14 protein-coding genes are annotated in these 17,282 nt (G+C 73.6%); 3 read left to right on the top strand and 11 right to left on the bottom strand.

The features are described from left to right. On the top strand, positions 1 to 238 hold a 238-nt coding region (locus ACFVZH_RS36145; RefSeq protein ID WP_384904244.1), incomplete at its 5' end, for a hypothetical protein. 186 nt (positions 239 to 424) lie between these two features. Here the strand turns inward: ACFVZH_RS36145 and ACFVZH_RS36140 are convergent. Further along, the gene (locus tag ACFVZH_RS36140) at positions 425 to 1,432 is read right to left on the bottom strand and encodes a stage II sporulation protein M (RefSeq protein ID WP_384904242.1); all 1,008 of its coding nucleotides are present in this window, start codon (positions 1,430 to 1,432) and stop codon (positions 425 to 427) included. A gap of 118 nt (positions 1,433 to 1,550) precedes the next feature. Here ACFVZH_RS36140 and ACFVZH_RS36135 point away from each other — a divergent pair, with 118 nt between their 5' ends. After that, a complete protein-coding gene (locus tag ACFVZH_RS36135) occupies positions 1,551 to 2,525 on the top strand; it encodes an RDD family protein (protein ID WP_384904240.1) in 975 nt (324 codons plus the stop codon). A gap of 30 nt (positions 2,526 to 2,555) precedes the next feature. Here ACFVZH_RS36135 and ACFVZH_RS36130 read toward each other — a convergent pair whose 3' ends face one another. The 8 genes from ACFVZH_RS36130 to ACFVZH_RS36095 all read right to left on the bottom strand — a co-directional run bounded on the left by ACFVZH_RS36130 (position 2,556) and on the right by ACFVZH_RS36095 (position 11,137). Further along, a complete protein-coding gene (locus ACFVZH_RS36130; RefSeq protein WP_384904238.1) occupies positions 2,556 to 3,170 on the bottom strand; it encodes a hypothetical protein in 615 nt (204 codons plus the stop codon). 144 nt (positions 3,171 to 3,314) lie between these two features. Next, positions 3,315 to 4,772 (bottom strand): adenosylhomocysteinase, encoded by a 1,458-nt coding sequence (ahcY, locus tag ACFVZH_RS36125; protein WP_384904236.1) that lies wholly within the window; start codon positions 4,770 to 4,772, stop codon positions 3,315 to 3,317. A 298-nt stretch (positions 4,773 to 5,070) separates the two neighbouring features. Continuing rightward, positions 5,071 to 6,036 carry a cation diffusion facilitator family transporter gene (locus tag ACFVZH_RS36120; RefSeq protein ID WP_384904234.1) on the bottom strand — a complete coding sequence of 322 codons (966 nt, stop codon included), beginning with the start codon at positions 6,034 to 6,036 and terminating at the stop codon, positions 5,071 to 5,073. Positions 6,037 to 6,102: 66 nt separating this feature from the next. After that, positions 6,103 to 7,254: a mannose-6-phosphate isomerase, class I gene (gene manA, locus ACFVZH_RS36115; RefSeq protein WP_384904232.1), complete on the bottom strand. Its 1,152-nt coding sequence runs from the start codon at positions 7,252 to 7,254 to the stop codon at positions 6,103 to 6,105. Between the two features lie 218 nt (positions 7,255 to 7,472). After that, entirely contained in the window at positions 7,473 to 8,621 is a 1,149-nt protein-coding gene (locus ACFVZH_RS36110; protein ID WP_384904230.1) for an SIS domain-containing protein, read from the bottom strand. Positions 8,622 to 8,945: 324 nt separating this feature from the next. Beyond that, positions 8,946 to 9,128: a Trm112 family protein gene (locus tag ACFVZH_RS36105; RefSeq protein ID WP_384904228.1), complete on the bottom strand. Its 183-nt coding sequence runs from the start codon at positions 9,126 to 9,128 to the stop codon at positions 8,946 to 8,948. A gap of 103 nt (positions 9,129 to 9,231) precedes the next feature. Next, positions 9,232 to 10,599, bottom strand: a complete 1,368-nt coding sequence (locus ACFVZH_RS36100; RefSeq protein ID WP_384904226.1) for a phosphomannomutase/phosphoglucomutase — start codon at positions 10,597 to 10,599, stop codon at positions 9,232 to 9,234. 103 nt (positions 10,600 to 10,702) lie between these two features. Then, on the bottom strand, positions 10,703 to 11,137 hold the full coding sequence (locus ACFVZH_RS36095) for a DUF3499 domain-containing protein (protein ID WP_384904246.1): 435 nt from the start codon (positions 11,135 to 11,137) through the stop codon (positions 10,703 to 10,705). Between the two features lie 299 nt (positions 11,138 to 11,436). On the opposite strand from ACFVZH_RS36095, the gene ACFVZH_RS36090 reads away from it, so the two are divergent. Continuing rightward, a complete protein-coding gene (locus ACFVZH_RS36090; protein WP_384904224.1) occupies positions 11,437 to 11,904 on the top strand; it encodes a metallopeptidase family protein in 468 nt (155 codons plus the stop codon). Between the two features lie 25 nt (positions 11,905 to 11,929). Here ACFVZH_RS36090 and ACFVZH_RS36085 read toward each other — a convergent pair whose 3' ends face one another. Both ACFVZH_RS36085 and ACFVZH_RS36080 read right to left on the bottom strand, forming a co-directional pair. Then, positions 11,930 to 13,471, bottom strand: coding sequence for a DUF5719 family protein (locus ACFVZH_RS36085; RefSeq protein ID WP_384904222.1), 1,542 nt, complete (start codon positions 13,469 to 13,471; stop codon positions 11,930 to 11,932). Continuing rightward, the gene (locus tag ACFVZH_RS36080) at positions 13,468 to 17,202 is read right to left on the bottom strand and encodes a glycosyltransferase family 2 protein (RefSeq protein ID WP_384904221.1); all 3,735 of its coding nucleotides are present in this window, start codon (positions 17,200 to 17,202) and stop codon (positions 13,468 to 13,470) included. The genes ACFVZH_RS36085 and ACFVZH_RS36080 overlap by 4 nt, the downstream gene beginning before the upstream one ends. Positions 17,203 to 17,282: the final 80 nt, after the last annotated feature.

The following is a 17,282-nucleotide window of genomic DNA, read 5'->3' as shown; positions in this document are numbered from 1 at the left end:
TCTGGCGTTGATTTTTGGCACGCTGTTGAGTTCTCAAGGAACGGACGCTTCCTTTGTACTCACCCTCTCGGGCTTTCCTCCGGGCTTTCCCTTCGGTCTTGCGTTTCCGACTCTATCAGATCTTTCCGATCCGATTTCCTCGGTGCTTTCCGGCCCCTTTTGCTTTCGCTCCGGGCCCTTCCGGCGGTTCCGACTTTATCAGAATCATTTGGGCCGGCCTAATCGGCGGCTTTCGTGATTCGAATAGGAATCGGGGTGACTCCGTGGAATCGAATTCCCGACCGGAGTGAGTGTGACTCTAGTGGATTGCTGCCGAACTGTCCAGTTCTAGGCAACCGTTCAAATCTACCTCCCCACGCCTGCCGTGTCAACGGTTTTTGTGGGCACCGGAGGACACTAGCAGGTCAGTGGGGGTGGACGCACATCAGGCGGCGGTGGGGAGGGTGGCGCTGCGGTCGGCCTCTTCGAGATCGCCCGTGTCACCGGCTCGGGAGGCTCGGCCGCCGAGGACGTAGACGTAGACGAGGAAGGCCGTCTCAGCGGCGATGCCGATGGTGATGCGGGCCCAGGTGGGCAGGCCGGAGGGGGTGACGAAGCCTTCGATGAGACCCGAGACGAAGAGGACCAGCGCGAGGCCGATGGCCATGCCGACGGCGGCGCGGCCTTGTTCGGCGAGGGCGGCCCGGCGGGTGGTGGGACCCGGGTCGATGACGGTCCAGCCGAGGCGGAGGCCGGTGCCGGCGGCGACGAAGACCGCGGTGAGTTCGAGCAGGCCGTGCGGGAGGACCAGGCCGAGGAAGACGTCGAGGCGGCCGGCGGAGGACATCAGCCCGATGCCGACACCGAGGTTCAGCATGTTCAGGAAGAGGACCCCGAGCACCGGGATGCCCAGGAAGACGCCGAGGACCAGGCACATGGCCGCGGCCTGGGCGTTGTTCGTCCAGACCTGGGCCGCGAAGGAGGCGGCCGGGTGGCTGGAGTAGTACGTCTCGTACTGGCCGCCGGGGCGGGTCATCTCACGCAGGTCGGCGGGGGCTCCCATCGACGCCTGGACCTCCGGGTGCGTACCGATCCACCAGCCGATGAGGGCGGCGAGGAGGGTGGAGAGGACGGCGGTGGGGATCCACCAGTGGCGTGAGCGGTAGACGGCGGCGGGGAAGCCGGCGGTGAGGAAGCGGACCGCGTCGCGCCAGGAGGAACGGCGGGTGCCGGTGACGGTGGCGCGGGCACGGGCGACGAGCTGGGTGAGCCGGGCCGTGAGCATCGGGTCCGGGGTGCGGGACTGGACGATCGAGAGGTGCGTGGCCGTGCGCTGGTAGAGGGAGACGAGCTCGTCGGCCTCGGCGCCGGTGAGCTTGCCACCGCGGCGCAGGAGGTGGTCGAGACGGTCCCACTCGGCGCGGTGGGCGGTGACGTAGACGTCGAGGTCCATGATCGGCTGCTGCTCCAGGCACTGGCTGCGGACGGGTCCGTACTACTGCGGCGCGCTGCCGGTCAGCTTGGCAGACTGGCGTTCGGAGGGGTCGGGAAGGCCGGAGAAGGGTGGGCGCGTGAGTGGGTTGGTGACGGGAGACGCCGTCGTGCTGGGGTTGCAGCCGGCGCGGCTGCCGAGTCGGGCGCTGGCGGTACTGATCGACCTCGTCGTGGTGTGGGCCGTGTACCTGCTGATCACGCTGGGGCTCGCGGTCGCCACCGCCTCGCTGGACGAGGCCGCGGTGATGGCGGTGTCCATCGCGTCCTTCCTGCTGGTGCTCGTGGGGGCGCCGATCGCGGTGGAGACGCTGTCGCACGGCAGGTCGCTGGGGAAGCTGGCCTGCGGATTGCGGGTCGTGCGGGACGACGGGGGGCCGATCCGGTTCCGGCACGCGCTGGTGCGGGGGGCGCTGGGGGTCGTGGAGATCCTGATGACGTTCGGCGTCGTCGCCTGCGTCGCGTCGCTGGTGTCGGAGCGCGGGCGGCGGCTCGGGGACGTCTTCGCGGGCACGCTGGTGGTGCGCGAGCGGCTGCCCGCGGCGCGGGTGGCGGCCGTGCCTCCGCCGCCGCCGTGGTTGAGGGGCCGGTTCGCCGGGCTCGATCTGTCGGCGGTGCCGGAGTCGCTGTGGCTGGAGGTGCGTCAGTACCTGACGCGGGCGCGTGAGCTGGATCCGGCCGTGGGGCGGCGGCTCGCCGAGCGGCTCGCCGACGAGCTGGTGGCGAGGACCGGGACGCCTCCGCCGCCGGGGGTGCCGGCCGACGCGTATCTGGCGGGGGTGGTGGCCGAACGACAGGCGCGGGACGCGAGCAGGGCGTTCGCGACCTCGCCTGCCGCTCCCCTTGTGGTCGCGCTGCCTCCGGTCGCACCCCCTCCGGTCGCGCCCCCGGTGGTCGCGTCCTCTGCGGCCGTTCCTCCCGATGCGGCTGCGCCCGTCGTGGCTCCGCCGAGTGTCGCTGCCCCGGCCGTGACTCCCCCGCACGTGGCTCCCCCCGCCGGTGGATCGTCGGGTGAGTCCGGGGTGCGTCGTACGGGGTTCGCTCCGCCTGGGTGAGGCGGTGGCTCGCCTGGGTGAGGCGGTGGGTCAGGGGAAGACGGAGGGCGGGGTTTCGAGGGCTTCGAGTTCGATGCCGGGGGCGGCGAGGACGACGTCTCCGGCAATGTGGACGGTGTGGCGTTCGCCCGTGTTCAGGTCGCTGACCTGGTACTCGTCCACGGTCAGGGGCCCGTTGTCAGTGGCGTGCGCTTCACTTCTCAGCAAGGCCCAGGACTGGTCCGTCGTCAGGGGGGCGAGCACGGGGTCCGTGAAGGCGACGAGCCTGACGCGGGTCTCGGGGGAACCGGGGGTGAGACGCAGGAGTCGCGTGAGGGCGACGAGGAAGGCCGGGGACAGGCCGGTGAAGGCATGGGCGCGCACATTGCCTTCGGTGGCGTGGGTTCCGGTGGGGTCCGTGCGGACCCAGGTGACGCCGTCGAGGGCCGCGCCGCGGACCTGCCAGCCGGCGGCGTGCAGTTCGAGGCGGATGGGGCGGCCGAGTTCGTCGACGGCCAGGTCGATGGAGCCCCGGTGATCACCCGAGGGGGTGGTGGTCTGCGCGACGTAGCGCCAGCCGGAGGGGCCGGGGGCGCAGTGGAAGTGCTCTTCACCGAGGGGGGTGTGGTCATGCGGGTCATGGAGCGAATATCGGCCGCGGGGCATGGGTCCTCGGGTGGCTTCCAGGAGCGGTAGCGGGGGCGGGACGGGGCAGGCCCCCCGACACGGGGGTGCGGGGGGCCTGCCTGAGTCCTCTACGGGTGTCCGGGACGGCGCCGCGTCAGCGCGCGGGCGCCGCCGGCCGGGGCATCAGTAGCGGTAGTGGTCCGGCTTGAAGGGGCCTTCGACCTCGACGCCGATGTAGGCGGCCTGCTCGGGGCGGAGGGTCGTCAGCCTGACGCCGAGGGCGTCGAGGTGGAGACGGGCGACCTTCTCGTCCAGGTGCTTCGGGAGGACGTAGACGTCGGTCGGGTACTCCTCCGGCTTCGTGAAGAGCTCGATCTGGGCCAGGGTCTGGTCCGCGAAGGAGTTCGACATGACGAAGGAGGGGTGGCCGGTCGCGTTGCCGAGGTTCAGCAGACGGCCCTCGGAAAGGACGATCAGGACCTTGCCGTCGGGGTAGGTCCAGGTGTGGACCTGCGGCTTGACCTCGTCCTTGACGATGCCCGCGGTCTTGGCGAGGCCGGCCATGTCGATCTCGTTGTCGAAGTGGCCGATGTTGCCCACGATCGCCTGGTGCTTCATCTTGGCCATGTCGGCGGCCATGATGATGTCCTTGTTGCCGGTCGTGGTGATGAAGATGTCGGCCGTCTCGACGACGTCCTGCAGGGTGGCGACCTGGTAGCCGTCCATCGCCGCCTGGAGCGCGCAGATCGGGTCGATCTCGGTGACGATGACGCGGGCGCCCTGGCCGCGCAGCGACTCGGCGCTGCCCTTGCCGACGTCGCCGTAGCCGCAGACGACGGCGGTCTTGCCGCCGATGAGGACGTCGGTGGCGCGGTTGATGCCGTCGATGAGGGAGTGGCGGCAGCCGTACTTGTTGTCGAACTTCGACTTCGTGACGGCGTCGTTGACGTTGATCGCCGGGAAGAGGAGGTCGCCGGCCTGCTGCATCTCGTACAGGCGGTGGACGCCGGTGGTGGTCTCCTCGGTGACGCCGCGGATCTCGGACGCCAGCTGGGTCCACTTCTGCGGGTTCTCGGTGAGGGTGCGGTTGAGGAGACGGAGGATGTAGCCGTACTCCTCGCTGTCCGCGGTCGAGGGGTCCGGGGCGGAGCCGGCCTTCTCGAACTCGACGCCCTTGTGGACGAGGAGGGTGGCGTCACCACCGTCGTCGAGGATCATGTTCGGGCCGCCGGTGGGCGAGTTCGGCCAGGTGAGGGCCTGCTCGGTGCACCACCAGTACTCCTCCAGGGTCTCGCCCTTCCAGGCGAAGACCGGGACGCCCTGCGGGTTCTCCGGGGTGCCGTTCGGGCCGACGGCGATGGCCGCGGCGGCGTGGTCCTGGGTGGAGAAGATGTTGCAGGAGGCCCAGCGGACCTCGGCGCCGAGGGCGACCAGGGTCTCGATGAGGACGGCGGTCTGCACGGTCATGTGCAGGGAGCCGGTGACGCGGGCGCCGGCGAGCGGCTGCTGCTCGGCGTACTCGCGGCGGATCGACATCAGGCCGGGCATCTCGTGCTCGGCGAGGGTGATCTCCTTGCGGCCGAAGATGGCCAGGGAGAGGTCGGCGACCTTGAAGTCCTGCTGGCTGGCGACAGTCGTCATGACTGGAGCTGCTCCTCGTGGATTCGGGTTCGAGGGTCGGTGGGAACGCCTGGCACCGCGGTGTGGCACAACGACGGCATACGAATGCCCGGGTGTCCCGCGGTGCAGTCGTCGGAGGCCCTCTCTCCCTCGGCCGGTCCAGGGGACCGACCGACCGCCATCAGCAGCGACGTCTGGCAGTCACGAATCTACACCGATCGGTGCAGCGACCCACACTCCTCCGGGAAGTGCGGGGAATGCGGAGAGGCCCCCGGGGGCCGGGTTCTCCGGTCCTGGGGGCCTCTGTCGGGTTCGTGGCTCAGTGGGTGTCGCCGCCCGGGCTCTTGGCGGGGTTGCGGCCGGCGGAGGCGGCGGTCTCGCTGTAGATGTCGGGCTCCAGGTAGATGACCCGGGCGATGGGGACGGCGGCGCGGATGCGGTCCTCGGCGGCGTTGATGGCGTTCGCGACCTCGGTGGCCGAGTCGTCGTGGCGGACGGCGATCTTGGCGGCGACGAGGAGCTCCTCGGGGCCGAGGTGGAGGGTGCGCATGTGGATGAGGCGGGTGACGGTGTCGCCGTCGACGACGGCGTCCTCGATCCGCTTGACCTCGTCGGTGCCGGCGGCCTCGCCGAGCAGGAGCGACTTGGTCTCGGCGGCGAGGACGATGGCGATCACGATGAGCAGCACGCCGATGCAGAGGGTGCCGATGCCGTCCCAGACGCCGTCGTCGGTCAGCAGGGCGAGGCCGACGCCGCCGAGGGCGAGGACGAGGCCGATGAGGGCGCCGAGGTCCTCCAGGAGGACGACCGGGAGTTCGGGGGCCTTCGCGCGGCGGACGAACTGCGTCCAGGTGAGGCCGCCGCGGATCTCGTTGGACTCCTTGATGGCCGTGCGGAAGGAGAAGGACTCGGCGATGATCGCGAAGACCAGCACGCCGACGGGCCAGTACCAAGCCTCGATGGGGTGCGGGTCCTTGATCTTCTCGTAGCCCTCGTAGATGGCGAACATGCCACCGACGGAGAAGAGCACGATGGAGACGAGGAACGCGTAGATGTACCGCTCGCGGCCGTAGCCGAAGGGGTGCTGCGGGGTGGCCTCGCGCTTGGCCTTCTTGCCGCCGAGGAGCAGCAGGCCCTGGTTGCCGGAGTCGGCGAGCGAGTGGACGCTCTCCGCGAGCATCGAGGACGAGCCACTGAAGAGGAACGCCACGAACTTGGCTACGGCGATCGCCAGGTTGGCGGCGAGTGCCGCCACGATCGCCTTGGTTCCGCCTGACGCGCTCATGGGTGTACGTGGTCCCTTCGTCGATGCTCCGGCTCGTTCGCCGCGGTTCGGCCGGTCATTGTCGCATCAGGCCACGACGGTGGCGCGGAAGACCGTCCCCGCACCGGTCAGTTCGGTCGTCTCGCCCGCCGGGACGAAGACAGACTCGCCGGGGGCGAGGGTCACCTCGCCCGCCTTGGGGCGGCCCGCGACGGAGAGCAGGATCTGCGGGGTGGGGGTGGTGAGGTCGGTGGGGGCGGCGCCCTCCGCCCGGACGAAGCGGGAGAGGCGGAACTCGTCGATGGGGGTCTCGTAGACCTCTTCGCCCGAGGGCGACGCCTCGGGGCGCAGGACGGCCGGGTCGCCCGGCTCGAAGCGGACGACCCGCAGGAGTTCGGGGACGTCGACGTGCTTGGGGGTGAGTCCGCAGCGCAGCACGTTGTCGGAGTTGGCCATGATCTCGACGCCGAGGCCCTCGAGGTACGCGTGCGGGACGCCCGCGCCGAGGTACAGGGCCTCGCCGGGCTGGAGCCGTACCCGGTTGAGGAGCATGGCGGCGATGACGCCGGGGTCGCCCGGGAAGTGGTGGGCGAGCATCGCGTACGGGGCGTGGGCGCCGCCGAGGCGGTCGGCGGCGGCCGCGGCCTCGGCGACGGTGTGCGCCATCTCGTCCGGGTCGGCGGTGAGCAGGGCCGTCAGGACCTCGCGGAGCGCGGCCTCTTCGGGGTGGGCGTGGAGGACGTCGACGTACGGCTTGAGGCTGTCGACGCCGAGCGCGGCCATCCGGTCGGCGGCCTCCACGGGGTGGCGGAAGCCGCAGAAGCCGTCGAAGGGGGTGAGCGCGCAGATCAGCTCGGGCTTGTGGTTGGTGTCCCGGTACGTGCGGTGCGGGGCGTCGACCGGGATGCCCGCGGCCTCTTCGGCGGCGTGGCCGGCCTGTGCCCGGGCCAGGTCGGGGTGGACCTGGAGGGAGAGGGGGGCGCCGGCGGCCAGCACCTTGAGCAGGAACGGGAGCCGCGGTCCGAACTTCCCGGCGGCCCGCTCCCCGAGTTCCCGTACGGGGTCGGCGGTGATCAGCTCGTTCAGCGGGCCGCGTTCGGTGCGGGAGGGGGCGCCGGGGTGGGCGCCCATCCACATCTCCGCCTGGGGCTCGCCGGTCGGGGCCTGGCCGAGCAGTTCCGGGATGGCCGTCGTGGATCCCCAGGCGTAGGGGCGGACGGTGTTGACGAGGCGGTCCATGGTGCCTGCCAGCTCCTCGGGTGGTGACGACGGGACGGTTAGGGGTGTCGGGAGACAGGTGACAGGGGAGGGGTGACGGGTCGGTGACGGCGCGGTGGACGCGGACGGGACCGGCCGGTGGACGGGGCGGGCGCCGGGGCGGGACGGGCCGTCCACCGGGGAGGGCGTCGGTGCCGGGTGCCGCCGGTGGGTGGTCGCGGCGGCGCCGGTGCCCCTGCCTAGGGGGTGGTGCGGCCGGGGGTGGCGAGGGAGAGGTAGAGGGCTGCGAAGTCGGTCACGGCGAGCAGTTCGGCGAGGGTCTCCAGTTCGCCGCCCTCCTCCGGTTCCAGTTCGCTGATGGCCGTCTCGTGGCTGAGGGCCAGTTCGCGGGCGGCGGGGGCGGCGGTGAGGCCGCCGGCCGGGCGGTCGCGGAGCAGGACCACGCGGGCGCGGAGGGCCTGCTGTTCGTCGACCCGGTCGCGGAAGAAGTCGTCGGGGTCGGCGCCCGCGGCGTAGTCGCCGGCGAGCAGGACGCCGTGGGCGGGCAGGGCCTCGGGGAGCTCGGCGGCGAGGGCCGGCAGGCCGGCCAGCTCGGCGAGGACGGCGGCGAAGCGGCGGCCGGCGGGGCCGGCGGCGTTGCCTTCGGTCCAGATCAGCGGGAGCGAGTCCGCGAGCTCGGCGGCGAGGGTCTTCGCCGGGTTGCTGTAGGTGGCGATGGCCGGGCCGCAGCGTTCGGCGGTGCGGTCGAGCCGGTCGGCGACCTTCTCCAGGGCCTCGGGGGGTGCTTCGAGCAGGCCGACGCGGTCGAGGAGGGCGAGGAGCGGGGTGAAGAGGGCCCAGAGGGCGCCGGGGCTGGCGGAGAGGTTCTCGCCGAACTCGTTCGGGGTCTCGTTCGGGGCGGTGGCCATCGGGACGAACAGGCCGTGCGAGCCGCTGACGGCCTCGGCGAGCGGCGATGCCCTGGGGGCGACGGCGACGACGGTGATCCCGCGGCGGTACGCCTGCTCGGCGAGGAGGGCGAGGCCCGGTTCGGCGCCGTCGGTGGTCGGGAGCAGCAGCAGGTCCACGGAGCCGGCCCAGCCGGGCAGGGCCCAGCGCAGGGCGCCCGCGGCGGGGGCGACGCCGGTGGGCTGGAGGCGTACGACGGGGGCGGCGGCTCCGGCGAGGGCGCCGATCAGGTCGGCGACGCCCGCGGCGGCGGTGCCGGGGCCGGCGACGAGGACGGCACGGGGGCGGCCCTCGGGGCGGAGGTCCGCGATGCCGGCCTCGGCGGCGTGGCGGGCGGCGGTCCGTACCCGTGCGCCTGCTTCGGCGGCGCCGCGCAGGAGGCCGCGGTGATCGGCGAGGGCGAGGGCGTCCGGTGCGTCGAGGAGGGTCTCGTCGAGCATGTGGCGGTGCCTCCCGGGTGAGCGGGTGAGTACGGGGTCCCCGGGCGCGGCGCTGCGGTCGGGGGGCCCGTGCGGGGCGGGCGCTGAGGGGCTGGGCGGTGTCTCGTCCGTGGGGCCGGACCGGAGGAGGCGGCCGCGGAGCGGGGTCGGCGCGGTGGCCTCCCGCGCCCGCGGGGGCCGTCGGCGGCGCCGCGGTCGGCCGTGGTGCCGGCCGGGCGGGCCGGTCCGGTCGACCGGGGCACCCTGGCGCGGGTGTGCGGGTGTGCGGGTTTCCGGGGGCCGGTCTCCGGGCCCGTCGTCGTCCCGCCCGCGCCTCGGGGCGCGTCAGGAGGGGCGGCGGGCCTCGTCCGTCAGGAGGACCGGGATGCCGTCGCGGACCGGGTAGGCGAGGCCGCAGTCGGGGCTCGTGCAGACCAGTTCCGGGCTCTCGTCGGCCGTGCGGTCGTTCAGCGGAGCGTGGCAGGCCGGGCAGGCCAGGATCTCCAGGAGGCCGGCTTCGAGCGGCATGGGGTGTCCCTTCGAACAAGACGGGGGTGGTGCTGCCCTTCGGGCCAGGTCAGCCTACCGCCGGGGAACGGGGGTCGCCCCGTTCCCCGGCGGGGTGGCGGGGTCAGGCCGTCGCCCGGACCAGGGCGAGGACCTCGTCGCGGAGCTTGGCCATGGTGGCCTCGTCGCGGGCCTCGACGTTGAGGCGGAGCAGCGGCTCGGTGTTGGAGGCGCGGAGGTTGAACCACCAGTCGGCGGCGGTGACGGTGAGGCCGTCGAGTTCGTCGAAGGTGACGCCGTCCTGGCCGGTGTAGGCGGCCTTGACCTTGGCCGTGCTGGCGGCCTGGTCGGCGACGGTGGAGTTGATCTCGCCGGAGGAGGCGTAGCGGTCGTAGGCGGAGACCAGGTCGGACAGGGTGCCCTGCTGGCCGCCGAGGGCCGCGAGGACGTGGAGCGCGGCGAGCATGCCGGTGTCCGCGTTCCAGAAGTCCTTGAAGTAGTAGTGCGCCGAGTGCTCGCCGCCGAAGATGGCGCCGGACTTCGCCATCTCCTCCTTGATGAAGGAGTGGCCGACGCGGGTGCGGACGGGCTCGCCGCCGTTCTCGCGGACGACCTCGGGGACGGACCAGGAGGTGATCAGGTTGTGGATGATCGTTCCGCCGGGGTTCTTGGCGAGCTCGCGGGCGGCGACGAGGGCCGTGATCGCGGACGGGGGGACCGGCTCGCCGCGCTCGTCGACGACGAAGCAGCGGTCGGCGTCGCCGTCGAAGGCGAGGCCGAGGTCGGCGCCCTCGGCGAGGACGCGGGCCTGGAGGTCGACGATGTTCTTCGGGTCGAGGGGGTTGGCCTCGTGGTTCGGGAACGTGCCGTCGAGCTCGAAGTACATGGGGACGGTGTCGAGCGGCAGGCCGGCGAAGACGGTGGGGACGGTGTGGCCGCCCATGCCGTTGCCGGCGTCGACGACGACCTTGAGCGGGCGGATCGCGGTGAGGTCGACGAGGCCCTTGAGGTGGGCGGCGTAGTCGTCGAGGGTCTCGCGCCCGGTGATCGTGCCGGGGGTGGCGGCGGCCTCGGGGGCGCCGGTCTCGCGCCACTGCTCGGCGAGGGCGCGGATGTCGGCGAGGCCGGTGTCCTGGCCGACCGGGGCGGCGCCGGCGCGGCACATCTTGATGCCGTTGTACTGGGCCGGGTTGTGGGACGCGGTGAACATCGCGCCGGGCAGGCCGAGGCTGCCGGAGGCGAAGTACAGCTGGTCCGTGGAGCAGAGCCCGATGAGGGTGACGTCGGCGCCGAGGCGGGCCGCGCCGCGCGCGAAGGCGTCCGCGAGGCCGGGCGACGAGGGGCGCATGTCGTGGCCGACGACGATCGCGTCCGCGTCCGTCACCCGGACGAACGCGGCGCCGAAGAGCTCGGCGAGCTTCTCGTCCCACTGGTCGGGTACCACTCCGCGGATGTCGTACGCCTTCACGATCTGCGACAGATCGACAGTCACGGATCCACCCTCCTGAGTTCTCGGCACGCGTGTGCGGCGCGTGTACGGAACGCCAAAACTACCCGGAGCGGTGCGGGGGTGGGCGGACGGTGGCCGGTTGTGATCAGTTGTCCGGCGAACGGAGCATCCTGAGGTGCCCGCGGCGGCCGACTTCCATGGGGTCGCCGGGGCGGCCGCCCGTCCCCTTGCCGCCGGCCTCCCGTGCGCGTTCCTGGGGGCGGGCCGCCTCCCGTACCGCGTTGGCCAGGGCTTCGAGGTCGTCGCCGCTGGGCCGGGCGGGGACCGAGGGATCGGTGAGCCGCACCACGTCCCAGCCGCGCGGGGCGGTGAGGCGTTCGCTGTGCTCGGCGCACAGGTCGTAGCAGTGGGGCTCGGCGTAGGTGGCGAGCGGGCCGAGGACCGCAGTCGAGTCGGCATAGACGTACGTCAGTGTCGCGACGGCAGGGCGGCCGCACGCAGTGCGCGAACAGCGACGTACAGGGCTCACGACGTTGGACGGTACCGCACTCTTGAGCGGGCCGCGACGACTCTCCCTCAGGTCACTCCACCGTGTCGCGGTGTGACCTCGGCCACCCCCCTTCGCGGGGTGGCGGCTTTGACCTGCGAGGGAGGGGGCGCACGGGGGTGCGGGCAGGGAGCGTTCCGGACAGTCGGAGATACAAAACCGGTCAACCAGGGCCAGATGGCCGATCGTGACGGGCCGTCGAATCGGGCGTGGCCCTGGCCGGAATGTTCAGGTTTCGACAGCTCGCCCGGGGGTGGTACAGGGGCGCGCGGGAAGGTCGCGAGGATGCGCCACGGTGCGCGGGCACCGATGAGGGTTACGCTGCGTCAGTGATGGACAGTCCTGTGCCTCCGAGCCCCTCGCACCGCCCCACGGAGCCCGCCGCGGAGCCCCCGGCGGAGCCTCGGGTCCGCCGCCGCGACCGGCACGGCCGCGGGATGCGGGGGCCGGTGGCCCCGCCGCAGGTGCCGCTCTCCGCGAGCCGGGCCGACACCTTCCGCGACCTGGTCCTCGATTCGGTGGAGCGGCTGGAGCGGCGCTGGCCGCAGCTGGCGGACGTCGACTTCATGATCATGGAGGTGCCGCCGACGGTGCCGGGCGAGACGGTGCCGCTGGGCGGCTCGCTGCCCGCGGAGAAGGACGAGCCGGCGAAGGTGGTCGTCTACCGGCGGCCGGTCGAGATCCGTTCGAAGAGCCGGGACGAGCGGGCGCTCCTGGTCCACGAGGTCGTCGTGGAGCAGGTCGCGGAGCTGCTGGGCCTCTCCCCCGAGTCGGTCGACCCCCGGTACGGGCAGGACTGATCCCGCCCGTGGTCCGGGGGCGGTGTCAGTCGAGGACGCCGAGGTCCTGGTGGGCGGCCGGGACCTCGACCGTGCCGCGGTCGTCGACGAGGGTCTGGACCGTGAACATCGGGATGCCGTCCTGCGCCGCGGCGAGGGTCCGCGCCGCGTAGACCTTGCCGCCGGAGACCGGTTCGACGGTCAGCGCGTAGAAGCCCTTCAGGCCCTGGGGGACGAGGTCGGCGAGGGCCGTCGTCGTGCCCGCCTTGACGGTGACGGTCCGGGACACGGGCGTGCCCCCGCCGGAGCCCGCCGAGGCGGTGATCCTCACCTGGGCGGCGGCGCCGGGGGCGGTCAGCGAGAGCGTCGACGCCTTGGCGCGGTTGTCGGCGACCGTGGCGCGGGCGGAGATCGCCGGGGTCGCCGGAATGAACGCGACCTCGGTGTTGGCGCCCTTGCCCCGGACGACGCGGAGGGCGGCCACGATCGGGCTCGGCTTCTTCGGGTCGCTCGGGGTGAGCAGCAGGGAGGCCGCCTCGCCGCGGGTGAGGTTCGGCAGGTCGACGGCGGCCGTCATGCCGGACTTCACGTGCAGCGTTCCGGCGCCCGCCGGGACGATCGTGCCGGCCGTGGTGACCAGCTGGACCTTCAGGTCGGCGTCGTCGTCGCCGGGGGCGAGGGCCACGAGCCGTACGGAGGTGGCGTCGGCCGGGATGCCGGGGAGCACGGCCGTGCTCGCCGGGTCGGCCGCGGCGGCGATCCAGTCGCTGCCGAGCTTCTCGTCCGCCGAGCCGATGGCGGCGCCGACGCGTCCGCTGCGGGTGGTGACGTGGACGGTGACGTCGGGCTTGGCGGTCTCGCCGGTGAGGGTGGAGAGGAGGACCGGGACCGTGGAGCGGGCGGGGACCGGGATGCCCTCGGTGAACTGGGACTTGAGGGCGCCCTCGGGGCCGTACAGCTCGATGTCCGCGACGGCGGCCGTGTCGTCCGGGTTGGTGAGGTGGACGTAGTCCTGGCGCTCCTTGGCGGTGGAGGCCGCCGGGAACCAGAAGTCGGTGTCGGGGGCGCCGCAGGAGAGGCCGAGGAGGCCGCGGGCGCCGCCCGCCGGGACGACGGTGGTCTGCTGGACGGTCCAGCCGGGGGCGAGGGTGCCGGTCGCCGAGCCGGTGAGGGCGGGCACGGTGGCGCCGTCGGCCTCGGCGGTGACGGGCTTGCCGGGGGTGGTGACGGTGGCGGGGGCCTGGGGCGCCTTGGGCTTCTTGCCGCCCTGGGCGGTGCCGCCGGAGGGGGTCGCGCTCGCGGCGAGGGTCAGCCGGGCCGTGGGCGGCTCGGCCTTGTCGGAGCCGGAGCCGGAGCCGGTGCCCTTGCCCGTTCCCCCGGCGGTGGGGGTGTACGAGGTGTAGACGGTCTCGGCCACCTCCGAGGTGCTCGGCACCGGGCAGACCAGTCCGGCGCGCTCCACCGGCAGCCGGGTGGGGGACTTCGCCTCGGGCGCGGCGGGGCCGGCCGGGGCGGTGAGGGCCGCGAAGCCGGTGACGGCGGCGAGGGCCGTGGCACCCGCGATCAGGGAGAGGGTCGTGCGCTTCACTGGTTGCTGCTCCCGTCGGGACGCTGCTCGGTCTCGTGGCCCTGGGGGTGTCCGTAGCCGTAGCCGTACGGGTCGTACGGCTGCTGGTCGTACTGCGGCTGCTGCGGGTCGTACGGCGGCTGCTGGTCGTACTGCGGCTGCTGGTCGTACGGCTGCTGCGGCTGCTCGTAGCCCTGGTCGGGGTAGGACTGCCCGGCGTAGGTCTGGTCGGCGTACGGCTGCTGGTCGTAGCCCTGCTGGGGGTACGCGTACGGCTGCTGCTGGTACGGGTCGGCGGCGTACTCCTGGTAGTAGCCCTGGTCGGCGTACGGCTGGGCCTGGGTCCGGCTCTGGTCCGGGGCCTCGGCCGGGGGCTGGGCGTACGCCGGGTCGTACCCGCCGTCCCACTCCTCGGGCTCGTGGGTCTGCTGCCCCGGGATCGCGGCCGGTTCGTCCTCCGGGGACCCGGCGGCCTCCGCCTCGGCCTCGGCGGCGCGCAGGCGGCGCGCCCGGCGGCCGTCGCCGTCGGTGGCCTGGGCGGGGATCGCGAGCTCCTCCTCGGGCAGGTCGTCGTCGATCTCGCGGCGGCGCCCGGGCAGGGCGAGGACGAGCAGGACGACGGCGAGGCCGACCTGGGCCCAGATCCACGCGGTGTGGGTGAGCGGCTCGTCGTACGTGAGGTCGAGGCGGCCGCCCTGGGCGGGGAGCTGGAAGCCCTGGGCCCAGCCGTCGACGGTGGTCCGGGTCAGTTCCCTGCCGTCGAGGGTGGCGGTCCAGCCCTCGGCGGCGCTGTCGGCGAGGCGCAGGACGCGGCCTTCCGGGCCGGCCGGGATCGCGGTGTGCGCCTCGACGGGGCCGGCGGCGACGGCGACGGGCTTGGCGGTCTCCCCCTTGGCCGTGTCCCCGGCGGTGCCGGAGCCGCTCTTGGCGGCGGGCGGGACGATCATGATCCGGGCGATCTCGCGGTCCACGCGCCAGAGCGCGCTGCCGTCGAGCTGGCTGAGGCGGCTGAGGCCCGGGGTGGCGTCGAGGACGCGGCTCATCTGGCGCGGTGCCCCGTCCCGTACGAGGACGTAGCGGATCGCGTAACCGCTGAGCTCCTGGGTCTGGTCGGCGCCGGAGCCGGCGACGAGACGGGCGACGACCTGGTCGAGGCGGGAGTCGCCGTCGGCGGCCGCCGCGAGTTCGCCGTCGCCGAGGCGGGCGCCGGAGCCGCGGACCAGGGTGTAGGCGACCTCGCCGGGCGTGGTGCCGCCGAGGACGAGGGTGCGGGGCTGGTCGCGGGTATCGCTCTCCTCGGCGACGAAGGCCGGGACCTGGACCGGGTCGCGCCGGGTCAGCGGGCCGTCGGCGCCGCCGATCATCCAGCCGGCGGCGGCGACGGCGGGGCCGATGGCGCAGGCGAGGGCGATGAGGGCGGCGACCGGCTGGCGCCAGCCGAAGCCGTGGGCGGCGACGCGGGTGCGGCCGCCCTCGGCGCCGATCATGCCGGCGGTCACGAGGGCGGCGCCGTAGACGAGGGTGGCGGGTCCGGCCCAGCCGGTGCCGCCGGCGCCGTTGGAGACGGCGGCGAGGAGGAGTCCGGCGAGGGCCGCGACCCAGGCGGTGCGGACCGCGAAGCTGCGTTCCTCGCGCAGCAGCCCGGCGAGGGCGGCGAGGACGAGGCCGATGAGCAGGAGGCCGCCGGTGGTGCCGGGCCCGCCCGGGCTGGTCGCGAGCAGGTCGAGCGCGGTGGCGGTGCCCGTGCGGATGTCGAGGCCGGCCTCGCGCAGGAAGGCGGAGGGGCCGGTCAGGAGGGTGAGCGACCAGGGCGCGAGGACGAGGAGCGGGGTGCCGACGGCGGCCAGGAAGCGGAGCCCGTACGCGGGGAGGTCGGAGCGGCGGACGACGAGGACGCCGAGGCCGAGGAGGACGGCGAGCGGCCACACGATCGGGGTGAAGGCCGTCGCGGAGGTGAGCAGGAAGGCGTACGCCCAGGTGGCGCGCCAGCTTCCCCGGTCGGGGCGGTGGAAGCCGTGGGCGGCGACGGCTGCGCGGGCGATCAGCGGCAGCAGGATCGCGAGGACGGCCGTGCCGAGCCGGCCGGCGGCGAGGGCCCCGGTGACGGCGGGCAGGAAGGCGTACGCGATGGCGCCCCAGGCGCGCAGCAGGCGGGACTCGACGACGCCGCGGGCGGCGAAGTAGGCGGTGAAGCCGGCGAGCGGGACCGAGCAGACGAGGAGCAGGGTCAGCGCGGTGGAGGTGGAGCCGAGGAAGAGCGCGGAGAGCGCGGCCAGGACGGCGAGGTAGGGCGGGGCGCTCTGGGTGCCGCCGGTGCCGAGGGCGTGCCAGGCGTCGGCGTACCGCGACCAGAGGCCGGAGACGGTGTCGGGGGCGGGCAGCAGGGCTCCGCCGGCCAGCGAGCCGCCGGCGAAGAGGTTGCGGCAGGCGACGAGGGAGATGAGGAGCAGGAGGGCGAAGAGGACCGGCCCGGGTTTGCGGGCGATCTTCTTGAGCCGGGCGAACTGCTCGATCTCCAGGTAGTCCGCGTCGTCGCCGCCGGGGCCCGACTCGACGACGCCGTGGCGGGAACCGCCGGAGTCGGCCTCGCTTCCGCCGAAGTTGGCGGTGAACTGCTCCGCGGCGGCGCGGACGGTGGCGCCGGGCGGCGGGAAGAGGGGGCGGAGTTCACTCGCGGCGACGGCCGGGTTCTTGCGGCGCTTGCGGGCGGCGAGGATCTTCTCGGGGCGCAGCAGCGTGGCGAAGAGGCCCATGACCTCGTCGACGGCCTGTCCGGGGACCTTGCCGACGAGGTAGGCGAGGGTGCGGAGCAGGGTGCTGACGACGAGCCGCGCGAGGACGTACGGCAGGGCGGCGCCGCGGCTGTTGACGAGCAGGGTGTAGACGGCGCCGGCCTTGTCGACGCGGTGCGGGTTGGCCGCGGTCCGGCCGGCGCAGTCGACGGTGCGGCGCTCGCGGGCGGACGCCTCGGCGTGCCGCAGGACGGCGTCGGGGGCGATGAGGACGCGGTGGCCGGCGGAGTGGGCGCGCCAGCACAGGTCGACGTCGTCGCGCATGAGGGGCAGGCGGCGGTCGAAGCCGCCGAGCTCCTCGAAGACGTCGCGGCGGATCAGCATGCCGGCGGTGGAGACGGAGAGGACGGAGCGGATCTGGTCGTGCTGGCCCTGGTCCTGCTCGCGTCGGTCGAGTCCGGTCCAGCGGCGGCCGCTGCGGGCGATGGAGACGCCGGTCTCCAGGAGCTGCTTGCGGTCGTACCAGCCGCGCAGCTTGGGGCCGATGACGGCGGCGTCCGCGTCGGAGTCGGCGACGCGGAGGAGTTCGGCGAGGGCGCCGGGCTCGGGGGCGCAGTCGTCGTGGAGCAGCCAGAGCCACTGCACCGGTTCGCCGTGCGGGAGGTCGGGGAGGTCGTACGCGTCGTCGTTCCAGGTCCGGCTGACGGGGTCCCAGCCGCTGGGGCGCTTCAGGTAGGAGAGGTCCTCGGGTCCGAGCACGGGCGCGGTGCGGGCCGCCTCCTCGACGGCGGCGCCGAAGCCGGTGCGGCGCGCGAGGTGCAGGACGCGGTCGGCGCCGACGGCGTCGGCGACGAGCTGTGCCGAGTCGTCGGCGCTGCCGGTGTCGGCCGCGACGACGTTCTGCACGGGGCGTTCCTGCGCGAGCAGCCCGGCGAGGGCGTCCGGCAGCCAGCGGGCGCCGTCGTGGGTGACGAGCACGGCGGTGACGACGTGTCGCGGAAACTCAGGAGTTGAGGACATCGAGCTACGGGCCCTCCGGCCGGGGTCGCCCGCGAAGGGCGTGGGGAGCGTCTCGGACGGAGGCCCACACTAACGGCTGC

Source organism: Streptomyces sp. NPDC059534, from assembly GCF_042743475.1.
Taxonomy (GTDB): domain Bacteria; phylum Actinomycetota; class Actinomycetes; order Streptomycetales; family Streptomycetaceae; genus Streptomyces.
Note: the sequence above shows the minus strand (reverse complement) of the source record. Positions and strands in the feature narration are given on the sequence as shown.